Source organism: Pseudomonas sp. (assembly GCF_030696055.1).
Classification (GTDB): domain Bacteria; phylum Pseudomonadota; class Gammaproteobacteria; order Pseudomonadales; family Pseudomonadaceae; genus Aquipseudomonas.
This window is the reverse complement of the sequence record NZ_JAUYNP010000249.1, coordinates 23,494-41,824: the sequence shown is the minus strand read 5'-3', so window position 1 is coordinate 41,824 and position 18,331 is coordinate 23,494. Positions and strand designations below refer to the sequence as shown.

Below are 18,331 nucleotides of genomic sequence, written 5' to 3'. Positions count from 1 at the left end.
CGCATCATTCAACTTTCCTGCGGAAAAACCTCGCTGATTTTGCGGGTTATGCAAACGGAGTTGCTCGGCACGCTCTTGTTGACGAACGACATGGCGCCAATGCTCACGTTGTCGCCAATCTGGATATCGTCACCGATGATGCAGGAATGCGCGGCGAGCCGCACATTGTCGCCAATGCGGATGGACTTCTCGCCCTCGCCGCCCTTAATCCCTACCGTGCAGTTCTGCCACACCTTGAAGTTCTTGCCGATCACCGAATAACCGCTGATGACGATTCCCGTAGGATGACCGATCCACAACCCCTCACCGACCTCGGCGCCAAGCATAATCTCTACGTTGTAGCATCGGCTCAGGCGCTCGTTGAGCAACTTGGCGCGGCGACGCCAGAAGCCGCTGTGGCTGGTGTGCATCACGTAGGCCACGCGATACCAGAATACGTAGGCATAGCGGTTGCTGCGCTTGCACTTCTGCCGCACCCGACGCCAGGAGAAACGGCGCTCCGCGCTGCCGAGAATCTCGATGGACCAGTAGCGTTTGAGCAGTTGAAAATCGGCGATCAGACTCATCATTGCGCTCCTATCGACTGCATTTTAGCGCTGCCTCGCGGAGTCGCCGACACGGCCAGCAAGATACCAACCGGCAACCAGAAGACCATCCAGAACACGCCTGGCCGCAGAAAGATCACATAGAAATTGGCGATTGCGACAACCAGGGTGAACACCATCATGGCCAGGCCCAATGGCGCCATGCTGTCCTGCAACCGATAGCGCCACCCCCTGTGCAGTAATAGGCCGATCAGTGTCAGCAAGAGCAAAAGGCCGGGCAACCCATACTCGAAGAAGAACTGCAGATAAAGACTGTGCGCCTGGTTGAAGCAGCGTTTGGCCGCTGCAATGCAGATATTGGCGTCGGCACCCGCACCGGCGCCCCATAACCAGAACGTATCCAGCTGCGAAAGCCAACTACCAAAAATCGCATCGCGGTAACTCATTTCGAGTCCCCCGGCGCGACCCAGCAAAAGCAAGATCAGCACGGCCATGGGTGTTGCAACCACGATGGCGATAACCAACAGACGTCGGCTCAGGACAAACCAGCCCAAGGTTGCCAGCCCGGCGAGAACGCCGACCCATACTCCACGAGAATAAGTGAAGTACTGGTAGGCCAACATTCCCACCAAGGCGACCAGGCACAGCCAGCGGATTATCCCCCGGGCGCTCACGACCAGGTGTGCGGCGACTAGCGCGCCAACGCCAAAATACAGGGCGGCAACAATCGGATTGCCAAAATCGGCCAATCCGCGCCAGCCCCAGGTAAAGATTCGGAAAGCCCGGTACTCCAACCCATGCTGCTCAACATACAACGCCTGCACCAGACTGCCCCAAGCACACAGGCCCGCCACCAGCACGACGGCCACCAGCAACCATTGCCAGACTCGTCGGTTCTGCATAACCAGGCTGATTGCCATCAGATACAACCAAGCGTACAGGGTCACACGCAGCCAACGCAGTCGCCCGTCTTCGCTGCCTTCGTTGAACAACGCGACGATCAAGACCCACGCCAGCAAAGCCAGAAGAGCCATGCACAGCGGGCGCTGCCAGCTGTCGATCCGCGACCACGACAGCACCACAGCCAGCAGCGCGGGCAAGAACAGCATCAGGTTGACTATGGTCGTGTAACGGCTGCCATCGGTAATAAAACACAGACCGGCCAGCTGCAGGAACAACCCGAGCGCCAGCCAGCACTGAAAGAGGGGGTACAACTTGTCTCTGACACTCAATTAACACCTTCCCGTTTTACGCGCTCAAGCGCCGAGCAACTTCCATCAGGTGCTCGCCGCTGGAGTCCTGCCAGCGCCCGGGCACGCAATATTCATGCTGCAGATAATGCAGGAAGCTCCTGCGCAACACCTCATCCACCGGCCATTGCGGAAAGTCCTTGGCAATCCGCATCAGCTCATCCCGCGAGTCGGCGTGCATGGCCACGCCCTCGACATTGAAGAATGCCTGCCCGAGGATCAGCAATGGCTTGCCGAGCAACAAGCTTTCCAACCCCACCGTGGAGTTGAGGGTGACAACAAACTCGCAAGCCTCGATCAGCTCCTGGGTGGCATTGCCATTGGCAAACATCAGGCGCTCATGGGTACGCTGGTGCAGCTCAGGGTAGGACTCGCGACTCGACGGATGCTCCTTGAACACCACGGTCCAGCCGGTCTCGGCGACCAGTCGCTCACCCAGGGCGAACAGCTCGCGCATATTGCCGATCCAGGGCGAGAACAGACGAACCTGGGTGTCGCGATCATCCTGAAACGGGATGAACACAAAACGCTCGGGCAACGTGATCGCGACCTGTCCGGCGACGCGAGGTTTGCGCGGAATGAGAGTCACCTCCTGCTGCAGGTCGATGGCCTGACGCGCGGCATAAGCACGATAGAACGCGGCATCACGCGGCACCGAGTTAAAGTAGTTGACCCCGCGCGGATCCAGGGTGGTGGTATCGGGCAGCAAACCGTTCTCGAAGAAGAAGGTCTTCGTGCCTTCCGGAAGAAGCGACAGCAGAAGTTGGCAATAACGATTGGAACCATTCCAGACCACCACGGCATCGGGCTTGTCCCGCTCGACCAATGCTTGCAGGCGCAGCGCCATTACCAGCATTTCGAGGCGTAGCAGCAGCCGATAGAACGCGCCCTCGTACTTGGCCTTGACTCGTCGCTCCTGGCACTTCTCCTCAACCAGTTTGTGCCAGCCGATGCGCTGAATGACACGATGCCAGCCACCCAGTGCAGGCAATGGCAACTGCCGTGGCGTAACGACTCGCCCCTGCAGCGGAGTATTCGTCAGTAGGCGTTGGAAGTAGATTGTCTGATGCTTGGCCAGGGAAAAAAACAGGAACTTGTTCATACACACACCATTGCCGGAGGCACTACCGCCGGCCGAGAGAATAATGCGGAGTCATTGTGATCAACTCCCGAAAATGGAATTGGAGGGCGGCAGTACCTCCCCGGCACAGCGTCCATCGGCCAGCAACTCGTCCAGCAGGACTAGCGTATTGCTCAGGCCCTCCACGCCGTGCGCAAGATGAAACTCGGCAAAGCGCTCAGAGCTGACGACACTGGCCGGGTAGGCCGCTGATATCTCGCCCAGACGGGCAGCCAACGCTGGCAAGTCGGTCACGCAAGCACCGAAAAACCGCGCCTGGGCGAAGATGTCGTGTTCACCACTGGCATTCGCGTGGATCACCGGCCGTCGTGCCAGGGCGGCCTCGATGACCGCATTCGACATGATGTTGACCACTACGGACGCCCGGCTCAATGCATCAGCCAGCCCACAGTCGGAAGGCAGCACCCGCAGGTTCTCCAGAGTCGCGGCCGCATCGTGCCAGAACGGCACCTGGCTGCGCGGATGCGCCTTGATCAGCACCTGGTAATCCGGGTTCTCGGCCGTCCAGGCGCGCAGCATGGTGTAAGTGCGCTGGTAGCCCAGCTCTTTTTCCTTGTCCGGGCCGACGCCGAGGATCAACAGTACGCGGCGCTCAGCCTCGGCAGGCGGCAGATCGAAGGTGTCGTCGATCATGTGCGAGCCGGCCAGCACCACCATCGAAGTACCGAAACGCAGCGCGCGCGCCTGCAGGGCCTCCAGCGAACTCCGGCCGAACAGGAAGTAGTAGTCGTAGTCGTTCATGCTCAGGCGCCGCGAACCTTCCACGGTGGTCGCATGGGCCAGGTGTACCAGCAGACGGTCACGGCGGTTCAGGGCCAGGCGCAAGAACGGCGAATACAGGCTGCCATTGCGATCATTGAGCAAGATGCGCGGTTGGTGGTGCTCGACCAGCCACTCGGCATAGGCCGCATGGCCGAAGTAACGCAGTGGCACCGACTGCGGCGGACGCTTGAGCAGGCGCTGGCGGAGAATGGTCCTGGGCTCCTGCAGTGCGGTTTCCACCAACGCATGACCGCGCGCGCGCAGTCCATCGATCAGCAGCTTCTTGCGCTGGAACTTGATCACCTTCAGTGCCGATTGCAGCAGGAGAAAATCGCAGGGCTGCGCACTGATCGAACGTGCCAGGCGTGCCTGGGCGCGCAGGCCGAACAGCCAGTCACCAATCGCCTCGCGGACGAAACACAGCGCACTGCCGAGCAAGCCATGCCGCTCGCGCAGCAGCAGCCAGCGGTAGCGGTCCAGCGCGCGGGCCTTGTCCACCCAGGGATTGCCGGAGACAACCGTAGTCATGTCGAACGCAGGCCGGTGAGCATGGGTAACGTCCAGAAATGCTCGTAGACAACCTGATCGGAGAAACGCTGCGCGAGATGAGCCTGTATACGTTGAGGCGTACCCGCCAGCGCTGCAGCATCAGCAGCTTCGGCGATCAATTGCCGGGCCAATGCCTCGGCATCGCCCAGAACGAACAGCCTACCCACACCCTGCACCACTTCCCGCCCGCCGCCGCAATCACTGCAGATCACCGGCACACCGGCGGCCATGGCTTCGAGCAGGACCATGCCGAAGGGCTCATGGTCGGAAGTCAGGGCAAACACATCGAAGGCCTTGAAGTAGCGACGCCCTTCAGGAACCTGTCCCAGAAAGCGCACCTGCTCGGCCACACCCAGCTCAGCAGCCAGCGCCTTTAATGAAGACTCCAGCTTGCCACTGCCCATAATCGCCAGCAGGCTGCCGGCCGGCAACTGGGGTAGTGCCGTGGCGAAGCCGCGGATCAGGGTGGCCTGGTCCTTATCCGGGTGCAGGCGGCCGACGTTGCCGACTATCCAGGCCTGCTGCAGCAGACCGAGATGCTCGCGAGCGGCCTCGCGCGACACCTGTTCGGCCTGCACGGCGGCGATATCGATGCGGTTGTACAGGGTTTCGATGCGCTCGTGCGGCCAGGCTGGCAGGCAGCCACGCATATCGTCGCGCACCGCGTTGGAGACGCCGAGCAAGGCCAGGCGACTCCGGAAGAAGTTGGCAAACAGCCGGCGCGAGCGCCGCTGGTAATCGCCGAAGGCATGGTGCACGCCTATCACCGGCAGGTCGCTGCCGAGCAAGGCCACATAGATGGGTTTGAAACGATGGGCGATGCAGAACTTGAAGTTGCGTGACGCGGCGATGCGCTTGATATCGCCGATGGCCTTGAGCTTGAGGCCGCGCACATCGCGGCTCGCGTAATCGAGAAAGATCACCTCGTCGGAAGCCGAGCCTTGCTCGACCTCCGAGCTTGGCTTACCGGTCAGGTAGACCGTACAGACCTTGTAAGGCGTACCGACAAATAGCGCGGCGTACTGCCGCGCGCAGTCGAGGAAGGGACCGTCGTAGCCGTGGCAAAACTGCAAAACCCACGGCTGATCAGCCCCAGCGACCTCAGACATTGTCATACCAATCCTTGCCATCCTTGACCACCAGAATGTCTTCCATGATCAGGTATTGCAGGTCGGAGCCGTAGAACATGTTCAGCGCGTCGGTGGGCGAGCAGATCATCGGCTCGCCGCGGCGGTTGAGCGAGGTGTTCAGCGACACGCCGTTGCCGGTGAGTTTCTCCAGTTCCAGCATCATGTCGTAGTAGCGCGGGTTGTATTCGCGCTTGAGCACCTGGGCGCGCGAGGTGCCGTCCTCGTGCACCACTTCGCTGACGCGGGTCTTCCACTCTTCATTGACTTCAAAGGTGAAGGTCATAAAGGGGCTCGGGTGGTCGACCTTGAGCATCTGCGGGCCGACGGTATCCAGCATCGACGGGCAGAAGGGGCGCCAGCGCTCGCGGAACTTAATCTGCTCGTTGATGCGGTCGGCTACGCCTGGCACGCTCGGGCAACCGATGATCGAACGGCCGCCGAGGGCGCGCGGGCCGAACTCCATGCGGCCCTGGAACCAGGCCACCGGATTGGCATCGACCATGATCTTGGCGATGCGCTGCGGCATATTGTCGATCTGCTTGAACACCGGTTTGCTCGGGTGACGGGCGCAGGCGGCGATCACATCCTCGTTGGAGTAAGCCGGGCCGAGGTAGACGTGCTCCATCTTCTCCACCGGCACGCCGCGCTGGTGCGAGACGTAGGCAGCCGCGCCGACCGCGGTACCGGCGTCGCCGGAAGCGGGCTGGACAAACAACTCTTTGACGTCGTCCCTGGCGATGATCTTCTGGTTGAGTTTGACATTCAGCGCGCAGCCGCCGGCGAAGGCGATCTTGCCGGTCTCGCGGATGATGTCACCCAGATAGTGTTCCATCATCTGCAGCGCCAGCTTCTCGAACAGCGCCTGCATGCTGGCGGCGTAGTGGATATAAGGGTCGTCGGCGATATCGCCCTGACGCTTGGGCCCCAGCCACTCGATCAGCTTCTTGGAGAAGTAGAAGCCTTTGCCGTTTTCCTTATAGCGGCGCAGGCCGATGACGTTGGCGTAGTCGGTGTTGATGATCAGCTCACCGTTTTCAAACTTGGCCAGACGGGAGAAATCGTACTGGCTGGCATCGCCATAGGGCGCCATGCCCATGACCTTGAACTCGCCGTCGAGCATCTCGAAGCCGAGGAACTCGGTGATCGCGCCGTACAGACCTCCGAGGGAATCCGGGTCGAAGAACTCCTTGATCTTGTGGATCTTGCCGTTCTCGCCGTAGCCGAAGAAGGTGGTGGCGTACTCGCCCTTGCCGTCGATGCCGAGGATCGCGGTCTTCTCGGTGAAGCCCGAGCAGTGATAGGCGCTGGCGGCGTGGGCCAGGTGATGCTCGACCGGCTCGATCTTGATCTTCTTCAGGTCGAAGCCGAGCTGCTGCAAGCACCACTGGATATGCTTGTAGTAGCGCTTGTAGCGACGGTTGCCCATCAGGATGGCGTCCAGCGCACGATCCGGGGCGTACCAGTAGCGCTTGGCATACTGCCAGCGGGCTTTCTCGAAGATGCTGATGGGGGCGAAGGGAATGGCCACGACGTCGACATCGCTCGGCTTGATCCCGGCCTGTTCCAGGCAGAACTTGGCCGACTCGTAGGGCATGCGGTTCTTCGCGTGCTTGTCGCGCACAAAGCGCTCTTCTTCGGCGGCCGCGATCAACTTGCCGTCGATATACAGGGCGGCGGAAGGATCATGACTGAGAGCGCCGGACAGGCCGAGAATGGTCAATGCCACTGGTTTTGCCTCTATTTCGGGCAGGTGCCGGGCACCTGCGGTAAGCGTTGGTCGAGCAGTTGGCACAGCTGGGAGTCAGCCGGCCAGTTGCGTAAAAATCGGGCACGGTCGCGGGCATAAGCCCTGGCGAAACTGCGTTCACTGCGGTGTTGCTGCATGGCGTCCAGGTCGATCAGCGACCAAAAACCCTGAGCCTCATCCCGCTCTTCAATCCAAAGCAGATTGTGCCCCTTAAGATCGCCGTGGCTGATGCGTTCGCGCAGCAAGGCGGCGAACAGGCGATCGAGGGCCAACAGGTCGGATTCAGGCGGCGAACTCTGCCCTTGTGTAGCCAAGTAGGGCTGAAAACGCGCGATTATATCCTGCCCGCCGCAATATTCGGTAATCAGGTAGGCGCGCCCGCGCAGCCAGCTCCAGCGCCGCTCCACGACCGCCAGCGGGCGCGGGGTGGCGATGCCGAGCAGCTGCAGGCGCTGCCCCTCGACCCAACTGTGCCAGGCGCGGCTGGGACGCCAGAAGCGCTTAAGCCAATGGGCCAGGTTCTTGATGTTGTAGCGCTTGACCACCAAGGGCCGGCCGGCCAACTCGACCCGCGCCACGGTGGCGGCGCCACCGGTCTTGTAGATATGCCCCTGCTCGGTCAGCTGGTCCAGGTTATCCAGCAGCGGCTCCAGGGCCTGCTGCTCGTCGCGGCGCACTATGCGCAGGCCGAAAGCCCCCACTTTGGCGGAGAACAGGCTGCAATCGCGGGCGATCTTCTGCAAATAATCACCCAGGCGCCAGCGCCGCACCTTGGCCACTTCCTGAAGCAAGACTTCCAGCGGCAGGGCGTGCTCGCCGTTGACCAGCAGGTAATGCACCAGCAGCTCTTCGATATAGGGGGTGAGCTCGGCCGGTAACTGGGCGAAGAACACTCCGAGGTTAGCCAGCACCTTGTCCCGCGACAGCGGCTGACCAGGCGCTTCGGCCTGCACGCCGCCGCCGTCGATAATAAACAGCTGGCCGTTATGCCGCAGCAGATTGTCCAGATGCAGATCGGCTTGCCATAAGCCCTTGGCGTGCATCTGCGCGATGGCGGCCAGGGCTTCACCGAGCACCTGTTGCTGGGCATCGCTCAGCAGCGCGGTATTTTCCACCGCCCGCCAGCTATCCCCCAGGCTTTCTGCGCCATCCAGGTAGTCGAACAGCAGCCAACCGCCCTCACCCTCTTGCAGCCCATCGGCCAGCAGTATCGGTGTGCACAGCCCTTGTTCGGCCAGGCAGCGCGCGCCCTGCAATTCACGCCGGAAATGCCGCGCGGCCTTAGCGCCCACCAGCAGTTTGGCCAGCACCTTGCGCCCCCGCCATTCGGCCAGACCGACATAACGCTGCCCCGGCAGCACCCGCAGCAGTTGCTCCAGGCGCAAGACTGCCGGGCCCGCGGCATCCGCCAGTTCTATCTGCAGCGGCAACTCGGGGCTACGCCCGGCCTGGGCCAGCTCGACGAGAGTCACCGGCGCGCCGCCTTGTTAAGCCGCCGCGCGCCCAGCAGTCGCCACCAGCGTTCGATGTCGCCGCCGGCCGGCAGATAGGCCGCCAGCAACTGGCGCACCTCCGCCTCGCTCCAGACCGCGGCGCGGCGCAGCAGCGGCTCCAGGTCCTTGACTCGGTCGCGCTCGCCAAACAGCAGCGGACGGGTCTTCTCCAGGTCGATCAACTGCGCACTGAAGGCGCCGCCGTCTTCCTTGAGGCCCTCTTCCTTGAGAAAGATATGCTTGGGATAGAAGCAGCCATGCATCTGCCCGGCGCCGTGCAGGCGCTGGGCCAGCTCGGCACAGGCGCGCAGAATGGCCGCACGTTGCGTCTCGGGGCGTGTACTCCAGCCCGATAGCAGACTGTCCAGATCGCGCCAACCATCCAGGGCACGGGTCAGCAGAATCGCCCGGCGCTCGCCCGGCAGCCGCCGCTCGGCGAAGAAGGCTGCCTGCAACGCCGGAATACCCAGAGCCTGGTAACGCTGGATATTGCGAAACTCGCGGGCAAAGGTCGGCTCGCCAAAGGGATGCAGCAGGTTGCGGGTCAGGTGATTGCTCTGGCGTTTGAGGTAAAACGCCGCCTCGCCCAGATCCAGGCGATACACGCTGCTCCAGCCGCCGCGCTCGGTATTGGGTTCATCCACCGCTTCCAGCTGCAGCGCCCACAGCGCGTCGTAGCTGGCCAGTCCATGGCGTTCCAGCAGCGCGCGATCCGCCGCGTCGATAAAGTCGCTCATTCCCTGCCCTCGAAAAAACCGACTATCTGGCGGATGCGCTTTTTATCGCTGGCGTTCAAGCGCTCACGACCGCGGTACTGTAGGTAGAAGCGCAGGCGCTGGCTGCGCGACAGTTTGTATTTGGCGACCTTATCCAGACAGGCCAGATCCTTGACGATGCGGTAACGCAGCAGCGGGCCCCACCAGAAGGAGCCGGTCGGGCAGTCGATAAAGAACAGCTCGGCGCGGTCGTTGACCAGCAAATTGCGCCACTTCAAGTCGTTATGGGTGAAGTGATGCTCATGCAAGGTCCGCGTGGCGCGGGCCAACTGGTGGCTGACACCCACCACCCAATCCTTGTCGCGCAGGCGCGGGTCATTGCGTTTGGCCAGCAGGGCCAGGTCTTCGGTATTGTCCAGCTCGCGGGTAATCAGGGCGCCGCGAACAAAACTGCCCCGCTTGCGCTCCAGGCCATAAGCGACGATTGACGCAGTCGGCACGCCCCACTTGGCAAAGTTCTTCAGGTTCTGCCACTCGGCCTTGACCCGCGGCCGCCCGATAAAGCGGCGCAGCCCCTTGCCCGCGCCCCAGTAGCGCTTGACGTAATAGCGCACGCCGTCGCGCTCAATCAGTATCACTTCCGACAGCGGGTCCTTGGTCAGGCGCTCGCCTTGCAGGGCGAATACCGCATCCAGGCTGGCGAAGTCGGCAGACAGCGCCTGGTACTGCTGATCCAGAATCCAGGCTGACATCAGAGCGCATCCCCATAACGCTGTTTGCGGGCATAGAGCTTGTCCGCCTTGCGCTGCAGCCAGGCCAACAGGCGCGCCTCGTCCTGCAGAATCTGCCGCAGCGGTTGCTGGCCCTTGGTTTCCTGAAAATAGGTTTGCAGAAAGCGCAGCTTGTCGCGCCGGGTCAGGCCGATATCCAGGGCGGAAAAATACAGCGCGGCCAGGTCCTTGTTGCGCCAGCGCAGCGGCGTAACGGCGCGTACCTGGGCGCGGTGCAGGTCGATCAGCGACAGGCGCAGATCGTCCGCCGTCACCGGCTTATCGGTGTGCAGCAGAAAGTGGCAGATATAGCAGTCACGGTGATTGACCCCGGCGCGGTGCATGGCCCCGCTCATCTGCGCCACCTCGGCGATCAGCGCCCACTTGAGGCGCGGCTCGGGCGGCTGCTGCAGCCAGTTCAGGCTGAACTGCTCGAGATCGGTGGTCGGCGCCAGTTCCTCGGTGACGATAAAGGAATGCTGCGCCGCCGGGTTGTTGCCGCGCTCGCCATAGGCCACCGCGGTCATGGTCGGCACGCCGGCCTGCTGCAGGCGATGGATGGCCTGCCACTCCTGGCGCGCGCCCAGCACCGGCAGCTTGGCGCTCAGCAGGTTCTTGACTATCTCGCCCCAGCCGATGCCGCGGTGGATCTTGACGAAATAGCCGCGCCCGGCGACCTCGGTGCGCAGGGTGCGGCGGCCTTCCAGCTCGCGGTAAATCTGGCCCTGCAAGGCCTCGACCGCGGCAAAGGCATCGCGCCCGGCCCACAGGCTGTTAAAGGGTTCTGCCAACACCAGCTTCATGGGCGCGCCGCCAGGATAATGTCCGCCGCGCGCTGCGGCATGGAATACAGATCGGCGCTGTCGGCATAGGCCAGGCCATTGCGCCCCCAGAACTCTCGGCGCTGATCGTCGGCGAGCATATCGGCGAGCAGATGGTTGAGGCGTTCCTGCTCGAAGGGGCTGGGCAGCACCCGCCCGGCATCCGCCTCGGCGATGTAATGGGCATAGCCGCAGACAGCGCTGACCAGCACCGGCAAGCCGGAGACCAGGGCCTCCAGCAGCACGGTGCCGGTGTTTTCGTTATAGGCCGGATGGATCAGCAGATCGGCGCCCAGCAGGAAGCGCGGGATATCGCTGCGGCCCTTGAGAATCTGCACCTGCTCGGACAAGCCCAGGGTCTTGGCCTGCAACTGGAAGGCGCGCGGATCGTCCTGGCCGATGGCGATCAGGCGGGTGCGCTGCTTCAGCTCCCGCGGCAGGGCGGCCAGGGCCTTCAGGCTGCGATCCAGGCCCTTGGTCTTGAACCCGGAGCCGAACTGCACCAGCAGCAGTTCATCGTCCGCCAGCTTGAACTCGCGGCGGAACTCGGCGCGGATCTCGGCGGCATTAGCCGGTGCGCGGCGGTCCTGGGCGATGCCCGGCGGCAGCAGGTGAAAGCGCTGCAGCGGGGTGTGGTAGTGCTGGATAAACAGCGGCTGCTGCACCTCGGAGATCATCAGTATCTCGGTCTTCGCCTCGAGGGCGAACACCGCCCGCTCGTAGTCGGCGAAGTGCTTGTAGCGCCCCCACTGGCGATACAGCGGGTTGCGCAGGGTCTGCGCCTTGTCCTCGAAGCAGCCGTCGGCGGCGTAATAGACGTCGAGGCCGGGCATCTTGTTGAAACCCACCACCCGATCCACCGGGCGCTTGGCCAGATCGGCCTCGATCCAGGCCGTGAGCTTTTCGTTGCGCTTGTGGTTGAACAGCGCCTTGACCGGCACCAGCACCAGCTCGAAACCCGCCGGCACCTCGCCTTCCCAGATCGGCGTGTAGACGCGGATGGCATGGCCGCGCGCCTGGCACTCCAGGGCGATGCGCATAAAGTCGCGCTGCAGGCCGCCGAAGGGGAAGTATTTGTAGAGGATAAAAGCTAATTGCATCAGACAGTTTCCTCAGCTAACAACAGGGCCTGCAGTTGCGTGGCGACACGCTCGACATCCAAACCGTCGAAACAGGGCTTGTGCCGGTCGCCCAGGCCGGCATTCGGCCCGCTGGCGCACAGATGCACCTGCGAGCGGCCATAGGCGCCGACGCGCCCCGGCAGGGTCGGGCCGTACAGGGAGATGCTCGGCACATCCAGGGCGGCGGCCAGGTGACCCAGACCGGTGTCCACCGCCACGCAAGCGCTGGCCCCGGCAATCACCTTGGCCACCCCGGCCAGATTCAGCTTGGGCAGCACGGCGGCATGCTCGACGCCGGCGGCGATCCGCTCGGCCCGTTCCTTCTCCACCGCATTGCCCCAGGGCAGGCGAATCGCCCAGCCCTGCTCGCTCATCTGCTCGGCCAGCGCGCGCCAGTTGGCTTCCGGCCAATGCTTGCTGGGCCAGGTGGTGCCGTGCAGAAACAGCAGATAGGGCTGCGCCGCGCCATCGGCCAGCTGCGCACGATTCAGGCCATAGTCCGCGGCCGTGTCGGGCAGCGGATAATCCAGGGCCTGGGCAAACAGCTGGCGCACCCGCTCCAGGGCATGTTGCTCGCGCGGCACGGTATAGGCGCGGTTATAGAAACGGCTGGCCAGAGGCTCGCGCGCCGAATCGCGGTCCAGGCCGGCCACCGGCGCCTTGACGTAACAGGTCAGCCAGGCGCTTTTCAGCAAGCCCTGAGCATCGATCACCAGGTCGTACTGGGTCTCGCCCAGGCGCCGCTTGAAGCGCTGCCACTCACCGCTCTTGAAGGTCTGCCAGAGGTTCTTGCGCCAGCGGCGGATCGCCACCGGAATCACCCGGGCCACGGCCGGGTGCCAGGCGGGGATCTCGGCGAAACCTTCTTCCACCACCCAATCGAACTGGATACCGGGAATCGCCCGCGCCGCGTCGGTCAGGGCCGGCAGGCTGTGAATCACGTCGCCGAGCGACGAAGTCTTGATCAACAGAACCCGCACTATTCGACCTCGACCGGATCGGCCACCAGGCGCTCCAACGCCTCTATCACCGCGCGCGGCTTGAGCTGGCCCAGGCAGTTGTAGTGGCCGAAGCGACAGGTGCGATCGAAGCAGGGACTGCACGGAAGATTAAGGCGGACTATCTCCACCTGCTCGGCCAGAGGCGGGGTGAAGGCCGGCGAAGTGGAGCCGTACACCGCCACCAGCGGGCGATTCAGCGCGGCCGCCACATGCATCAGCCCGGAATCGTTGGACACCACGGCTCCCGCGCAGGACAGCAGGTCGATGGCCTCGGCCAGGCTGGTGTCACCGGCCAGATTCACCGCTTCTTCACGCAGGCCGGGAATCAGGCGCGAACGGATATCTTCACCCACTGGATGATCGTTCTTCGAGCCGAACAGCCAGACCTGCCAGCCGAGGCGGATCTTCGCCTCGGCGACCTTGGCGTAATGTTCGCTCGGCCAGCGCTTGGCTTCGCCGAACTCGGCCCCCGGACAGAGCGCCAGCACCGGGCGATCCAGGCTCAGGCCGAACTTGCGCAAGGCCGCGTCGCGGCTGGCCGGCTCTATCTGCAGAGACGGCCGCGGATAAGGCTGCGCCAGTTCGGCGCCCGGCTCGAAGGCCAGGGCCATAAAGCGCTCGATCATCAGCGGGTAACGCTCTTTGTCCAGTGCGCGGATATCGTTAAGCAGGCCGTAGCGCATCTCGCCCTTCCAGCCGGTGCGCTTGGGGATGCCGGCAAAGAACGGCACCAGGGCGGATTTGAGCGAATTGGGCAGCAGAATGGCCTGATCGTACTGGCCGGCCAGGGACTTGCCTATCTTGCGCCGGGTGGCCAGCTCGAGCATGCCGTGGCCCAGGGGGAAGCTCAGGGCCTGGCGCACTTCGGGCATGCGCTCGAGAATCGGCCGGCTCCACTCGGGGGCCAGCACATCGATTTCGCAGCCGGGGTGGCGCTGCTGCAGACACTGGAACAGTGTCTGCGCCATCACCATATCGCCCACCCAACTGGGGCCTACGATCAGTATTTTCATGCGGTTTCCAGAAACGACCAAGGAGGCTTTCGCCTCCCGGACAGACTTAACGCTCGACTATCAGCCTAATCTGCATCGCGTGATGGGTATCGCTGCGCTCAACCCATCCTACGAAGCTGGCCGCTTATTTAACCAAGGTGCGCCATTCGGCGTGAGCATCGGTCTTGCCAGTCACCAGGTCGAAATAAGCGGTCTGCAGCTTCTCGGTCACCGGGCCGCGACGACCCGCACCGATCTGCCGGCCATCGACTTCGCGAATCGGCGTGACTTCGGCGGCGGTGCCGGTGAAGAAGGCCTCGTCGGCGATATACACCTCGTCGCGGGTGATGCGCTTCTCGACCACCTGGATACCGTGCTCGGCGGCCAGGGTCAGGATGGTGTTACGGGTGATGCCATTGAGGCAGGACGTGACTTCCGGGGTGTAGATCACGCCGTTCTTGACCAGAAAGATATTCTCCCCCGAGCCCTCGGCCACATAGCCTTCCGGGTCCAGCAGCATGGCCTCATCGGCGCCACCGGAGATGGCTTCCTGCAGCGCCAGCATCGAGTTGATGTAGTTGCCGTTGGCCTTGGCGCGGGTCATGGAGATATTGACGTGGTGGCGGGTAAAGGAGCTGGTGCGCACCTTGATGCCGACCTGCAGGGCTTCGTCGCCCATATAGGCACCCCAGTTCCAGGCTGCGACTATCACCTGCACCTTCAAGCCGGTGGCGCGCAGGCCCATGGCTTCAGATCCGTAGAACACCATCGGACGGATATAGGCGCTTTCCAGGTTGTTCTCGCGCACGGCGGCGCGGGTGGCCTGGTTGATCTCTTCTTTGCTGAAGGGAATCTTCATGCCCATGATGTGGGCCGAATCGAACAGGCGGTCGGTGTGCGCCTCCAGACGGAAGATCGCCGTGCCCTGCGGGGTGTTGTAGGCACGCACGCCCTCGAATACGCCCATGCCGTAGTGCAGGGTATGGGTCAGCACGTGGGTGGTCGCGCTGCGCCACGGCACCAGTTCGCCGTCATACCAGATCACGCCATCACGATCGGCCATCGACATAATTGCCTGCTCCTCACATTCTATTGGTACAGAGTAGGCCGGCCGCCACACGCGGCCGGCACCATCAATTCAGCTCAAGCCCAGTTCCCGCCAGATGCGCATCACGCTGCGCCGCTCCTCAGGGAACTGCTCACCACTCACCACCCCAGGCTGCTTCTGCAATGCCTGGCGGTGCGCCGCTGCGCGGTAGGCTTTGTAAATATCCCGCAGCAAACGAGCATCCTCCCCCGGCAGCATACCGACGCGCTCCAGCCCTTCCAGAATGCGGATGTTATCGGTGAACTCCAGCAGTTCCGGGTACTGGTGCGACCAGGCCAGGGCCGCGTATTGCACCATAAATTCAATATCGACGATACCACCGGCATCCTGCTTCAGATCGAAGGGGAACGCGGCCTCGAAGGCGTTGGCCGCGGTGCCGGCGGCGGTGGCCTTGCTGCCGAGGTTGTCGCGCATCTTGGCGCGCATCTCGCTGACCTCGCCGCGCAGCTTGTTCAGGTCGCGCGCGCCCCCCAGCACCTGCGCGCGCACCGCCGCGAAGGCCTTACCGACCCGCGGGCACCCCACCAGCACCCGCGCGCGCACCAGGGCCTGATGCTCCCAGGTCCAGGCCTCGTTCTCCTGATAGCGCAAAAAGGCGCCCAGGGAGCTGACCAGCAAACCCGCCGCGCCCGAGGGACGCAGGCGCATATCCACCTCATAGAGCTGGCCGGAGTTGGTCTGGGTGGTCAGCAGGTGGATGATGCGCTGGCCCAGGCGATTGAAGAACTGCGCGCCGTCGATGGGCTTGGCGCCGTCGGTCTCGGCCTGGGGATCGCCATCGTGGATAAACACCAGATCCAGGTCCGAGCCGTGGCCGAACTCCAGGCCGCCCACCTTGCCGTAGCCGACTATGACGAAATCCGGATCGCACAGGCTGCCATCGACCCGCCGCGGCGTGCCGTACTTGGCCACCGTATGGCGCCAGGCCAGGGCCAGCACCTGATCGAGAATCGCCTCGGCCAGCCAGGTCAGATAGTCGCTGACCTTCATCAACGGCAGGCTGCCGGCGATTTCCGAGGCGGCCACGCGCAGTCCGTGGGCCAGCTTGAAATGACGCAGCGCTTCCATCTGCTGTTCCAGGTCGTCCTCGGGGATACGCGCCAGGCGTTCGCGCAACTCGGCGGCCAGCTCCGGCGCCAGGGGCGGCTTGAACAGGCGCCCCTCGTTGAGCAGCTCATCGAGCAACAAGGGGAAGCGGGTGATCTGCTCGGCGATCCACGGGCTGGCGGCGCACAGGGTTAGCAAGCGCTGCAAAGCTCCGGGGTTTTCCGTGAGCAACACCAGATAGGCCGAACGCCGCGCCACCGCCTCCACCAGCGGCAACACCCGCTCCAGCACCAGGTCCGGGTTGTCGTGCTCCACCGCCTGGGCCAGCAGACGCGGCACGAAGGCGTCCAGACGCTCGCGGCCGAGGCGCTGCATGGCGCGCACCTGGTTGCCGTTGCGCAGCCCGACCAAGCGCTGCCAGGCCCCTAGGCCATCGGCAAAACCGGCCTCGCTCAGCTGGTGACAGGCCGCCGCCTCGTCCTGAGCTTCCTCCCACAGCGGCAGCCACTCACCGCCGACCACCGCCTCCTGATCGCCTTCGACCTCCTCGTCCGGGTCGGCGATGACCTGGCGGAAATGCCAGTCGACCCGGCCACGCCAGTGCATCAGGCGCTCATGGAACGCCTGCCAGCTGGCAAAGCCCATGATAAAGGCCACCCGCGCGCGATCCCGCTCGTCGTCGGGGAGCATCTGCGTCTGCCGATCGTCGATGCCCTGCAGGGCATGCTCGGTATAACGCAGAAAGGCATAGGCATCGCGCAACTCGTCGGTCACCGCGGCGGGCAAATAGCCCTGCCCTTGCAGGATCTGCAACACGCTGAACAGCGAGCGTTGCTGCAGGCTGAGGTCGCGCCCACCGTGAATCAGCTGGAAGGCCTGGGCGATAAATTCCACCTCGCGGATGCCGCCGGCACCGAGCTTGATATTTTCGGCCATGCCCTTGCGCCGCACTTCCTGCTGGATCAGCTGCTTCATGGCGCGCAGCGCTTCGATGGCGGAAAAGTCCAGGTAGCGCCGATAAACGAAGGGTCGCAGCATCTCCAGCAACTGCGCGCCGGCGACCTGGTCGCCACCCACCACCCGCGCCTTGATCATGGCGTAGCGCTCCCAGTCGCGACCCTGATCCTGGTAGTACTGCTCCAGCGCGTTGAAGCTGAACACCAGGGAGCCGGAGGAGCCATAGGGGCGCAGGCGCATATCGGTGCGGAACACGAAGCCATCGACCGTGATCGCATCCAGCGCCTTGATCAGGCGCTGGCCGAGGCGAATAAAGAACTCCTGATTGTCCAGCGCACGCTTCACCCCTTGGGTCTCGCCGCCCTCGGGGTAGCCGAAGATCAGGTCGATATCCGAGGACAGATTCAGTTCATGGGCGCCCAGCTTGCCCATGCCGAGCACCACCATATGCTGCGGCTCGCCAGAGCGCCGACCGATGGGCGTGCCGAACTGCACGCAGTGCTGCGGATACAGCCAGTGGTAGGCCAGGTCGATGCAGGCATCGGCCAGATCCGAGAGGTCGCGACAGGTCTCGATCAGATCGGCCTGACGGCTGATATCGCGCCAGATGATGCGCAGCTGCTGACGGTTGCGAAAACGCCGCAAGCGCCGCCCCAACTCCTCCTCATTGGCGCAGTCGCGCAACGCCTCGAGCAGCTGCCCGCGCAGCTCGCCAGCCGCCAAGGCCCGCTCCAACTCACCGCAAGCCGCCAGCTCCAGCAGCATCTGCGGATCGCGCAAACCCTGCTGCACGACGAAATCGCTGGCCGCGCCGACCCGGCGCAAGGTCTCGCGGCGCGCGGCCGGCCAGGCGGCGAATTGCGCCGCCGCCTCAGCGGATAATTGGCTAAATGCCTGCTGCAAGGACTGCTCTGCGCGCAGGGCCAAGGGATCGAGCGCAGCAGGTAAAGAGGCCAGCGCGGGCAGGCTCATAGTCTATCCTTTTTGGCGGGCCGCCAGCGAGAACGCGGATAAGGCAAACACCCGGCGCTAGAGCGGGGCGATCACTGGCAGCGAAAATAATTGTAGTTTTACTACCGAAGATTGTATCCAAAAGGCTGAAATCGGCGTCGGAATGTAGTAAAACTACACAGAGCCGGCCCTACCCCGGTCAACCCAAGAATTTACGAGGCCCACTCACG

15 protein-coding genes are annotated in these 18,331 nt (G+C 63.4%); all 15 read right to left on the bottom strand.

The window, feature by feature from the left end; translation table 11 throughout:
• Positions 1 to 8: 8 nt before the first annotated feature.
• Positions 9 to 566 carry a serine acetyltransferase gene (locus Q8Q83_RS14800; protein WP_305624901.1) on the bottom strand — a complete coding sequence of 186 codons (558 nt, stop codon included), beginning with the start codon at positions 564 to 566 and terminating at the stop codon, positions 9 to 11.
• On the bottom strand, positions 566 to 1,777 hold the full coding sequence (locus Q8Q83_RS14795) for an O-antigen ligase (RefSeq protein ID WP_305624900.1): 1,212 nt from the start codon (positions 1,775 to 1,777) through the stop codon (positions 566 to 568). The genes Q8Q83_RS14800 and Q8Q83_RS14795 overlap by 1 nt, the downstream gene beginning before the upstream one ends.
• A gap of 16 nt (positions 1,778 to 1,793) precedes the next feature.
• Entirely contained in the window at positions 1,794 to 2,897 is a 1,104-nt protein-coding gene (locus Q8Q83_RS14790) for a capsular biosynthesis protein (RefSeq protein WP_305624899.1), read from the bottom strand.
• Positions 2,898 to 2,957: 60 nt separating this feature from the next.
• Entirely contained in the window at positions 2,958 to 4,226 is a 1,269-nt protein-coding gene (locus Q8Q83_RS14785) for a capsule biosynthesis protein (RefSeq protein ID WP_305624898.1), read from the bottom strand.
• A complete protein-coding gene (locus tag Q8Q83_RS14780; protein WP_305624897.1) occupies positions 4,223 to 5,362 on the bottom strand; it encodes a glycosyltransferase in 1,140 nt (379 codons plus the stop codon). Before Q8Q83_RS14780 ends, Q8Q83_RS14785 begins: the two co-directional genes overlap by 4 nt.
• A complete protein-coding gene (locus tag Q8Q83_RS14775) occupies positions 5,349 to 7,103 on the bottom strand; it encodes a carbamoyltransferase (protein WP_305624896.1) in 1,755 nt (584 codons plus the stop codon). The genes Q8Q83_RS14780 and Q8Q83_RS14775 overlap by 14 nt, the downstream gene beginning before the upstream one ends.
• Before the next feature lie 11 nt (positions 7,104 to 7,114).
• The gene (locus tag Q8Q83_RS14770; protein ID WP_305624895.1) at positions 7,115 to 8,596 is read right to left on the bottom strand and encodes a lipopolysaccharide kinase InaA family protein; all 1,482 of its coding nucleotides are present in this window, start codon (positions 8,594 to 8,596) and stop codon (positions 7,115 to 7,117) included.
• A complete protein-coding gene (locus tag Q8Q83_RS14765) occupies positions 8,593 to 9,354 on the bottom strand; it encodes a lipopolysaccharide kinase InaA family protein (RefSeq protein ID WP_305624894.1) in 762 nt (253 codons plus the stop codon). Before Q8Q83_RS14765 ends, Q8Q83_RS14770 begins: the two co-directional genes overlap by 4 nt.
• Positions 9,351 to 10,085: a lipopolysaccharide kinase InaA family protein gene (locus Q8Q83_RS14760; protein ID WP_305624893.1), complete on the bottom strand. Its 735-nt coding sequence runs from the start codon at positions 10,083 to 10,085 to the stop codon at positions 9,351 to 9,353. Before Q8Q83_RS14760 ends, Q8Q83_RS14765 begins: the two co-directional genes overlap by 4 nt.
• The gene (rfaP, locus tag Q8Q83_RS14755) at positions 10,085 to 10,906 is read right to left on the bottom strand and encodes a lipopolysaccharide core heptose(I) kinase RfaP (RefSeq protein ID WP_305624892.1); all 822 of its coding nucleotides are present in this window, start codon (positions 10,904 to 10,906) and stop codon (positions 10,085 to 10,087) included. The genes Q8Q83_RS14760 and rfaP overlap by 1 nt, the downstream gene beginning before the upstream one ends.
• On the bottom strand, positions 10,903 to 12,024 hold the full coding sequence (locus Q8Q83_RS14750) for a glycosyltransferase family 4 protein (protein ID WP_305624891.1): 1,122 nt from the start codon (positions 12,022 to 12,024) through the stop codon (positions 10,903 to 10,905). Before Q8Q83_RS14750 ends, rfaP begins: the two co-directional genes overlap by 4 nt.
• Positions 12,024 to 13,025, bottom strand: a complete 1,002-nt coding sequence (gene waaC / locus Q8Q83_RS14745) for a lipopolysaccharide heptosyltransferase I (RefSeq protein WP_305624890.1) — start codon at positions 13,023 to 13,025, stop codon at positions 12,024 to 12,026. Before waaC ends, Q8Q83_RS14750 begins: the two co-directional genes overlap by 1 nt.
• A complete protein-coding gene (waaF, locus tag Q8Q83_RS14740) occupies positions 13,025 to 14,059 on the bottom strand; it encodes a lipopolysaccharide heptosyltransferase II (RefSeq protein ID WP_305624889.1) in 1,035 nt (344 codons plus the stop codon). The genes waaC and waaF overlap by 1 nt, the downstream gene beginning before the upstream one ends.
• Positions 14,060 to 14,183: 124 nt before the next feature.
• Positions 14,184 to 15,107, bottom strand: a complete 924-nt coding sequence (gene ilvE / locus Q8Q83_RS14735; RefSeq protein ID WP_305624888.1) for a branched-chain-amino-acid transaminase — start codon at positions 15,105 to 15,107, stop codon at positions 14,184 to 14,186.
• A gap of 69 nt (positions 15,108 to 15,176) precedes the next feature.
• A complete protein-coding gene (glnE, locus tag Q8Q83_RS14730; protein ID WP_305624887.1) occupies positions 15,177 to 18,122 on the bottom strand; it encodes a bifunctional [glutamate--ammonia ligase]-adenylyl-L-tyrosine phosphorylase/[glutamate--ammonia-ligase] adenylyltransferase in 2,946 nt (981 codons plus the stop codon).
• Between the last annotated feature and the right edge of the window lie 209 nt (positions 18,123 to 18,331).

Bases quoted from the DNA above. Each gene is read 5' to 3' on its own strand.
- Q8Q83_RS14800 (WP_305624901.1), bottom strand. From the start codon at position 566: ATGAGTCTGATCGCCGATTTTCAACTGCTCAAACGCTACTGGTCCATC.
- Q8Q83_RS14790 (WP_305624899.1), bottom strand. From the start codon at position 2,897: ATGAACAAGTTCCTGTTTTTTTCCCTGGCCAAGCATCAGACAATCTAC.
- Q8Q83_RS14785 (WP_305624898.1), bottom strand. From the start codon at position 4,226: ATGACTACGGTTGTCTCCGGCAATCCCTGGGTGGACAAGGCCCGCGCG.
- Q8Q83_RS14780 (WP_305624897.1), bottom strand. From the start codon at position 5,362: ATGACAATGTCTGAGGTCGCTGGGGCTGATCAGCCGTGGGTTTTGCAG.
- Q8Q83_RS14765 (WP_305624894.1), bottom strand. From the start codon at position 9,354: ATGAGCGACTTTATCGACGCGGCGGATCGCGCGCTGCTGGAACGCCAT.
- Q8Q83_RS14760 (WP_305624893.1), bottom strand. From the start codon at position 10,085: ATGTCAGCCTGGATTCTGGATCAGCAGTACCAGGCGCTGTCTGCCGAC.
- rfaP (WP_305624892.1), bottom strand. From the start codon at position 10,906: ATGAAGCTGGTGTTGGCAGAACCCTTTAACAGCCTGTGGGCCGGGCGC.
- Q8Q83_RS14750 (WP_305624891.1), bottom strand. From the start codon at position 12,024: ATGCAATTAGCTTTTATCCTCTACAAATACTTCCCCTTCGGCGGCCTG.
- waaF (WP_305624889.1), bottom strand. From the start codon at position 14,059: ATGAAAATACTGATCGTAGGCCCCAGTTGGGTGGGCGATATGGTGATG.
- ilvE (WP_305624888.1), bottom strand. From the start codon at position 15,107: ATGTCGATGGCCGATCGTGATGGCGTGATCTGGTATGACGGCGAACTG.
- glnE (WP_305624887.1), bottom strand. From the start codon at position 18,122: ATGAGCCTGCCCGCGCTGGCCTCTTTACCTGCTGCGCTCGATCCCTTG.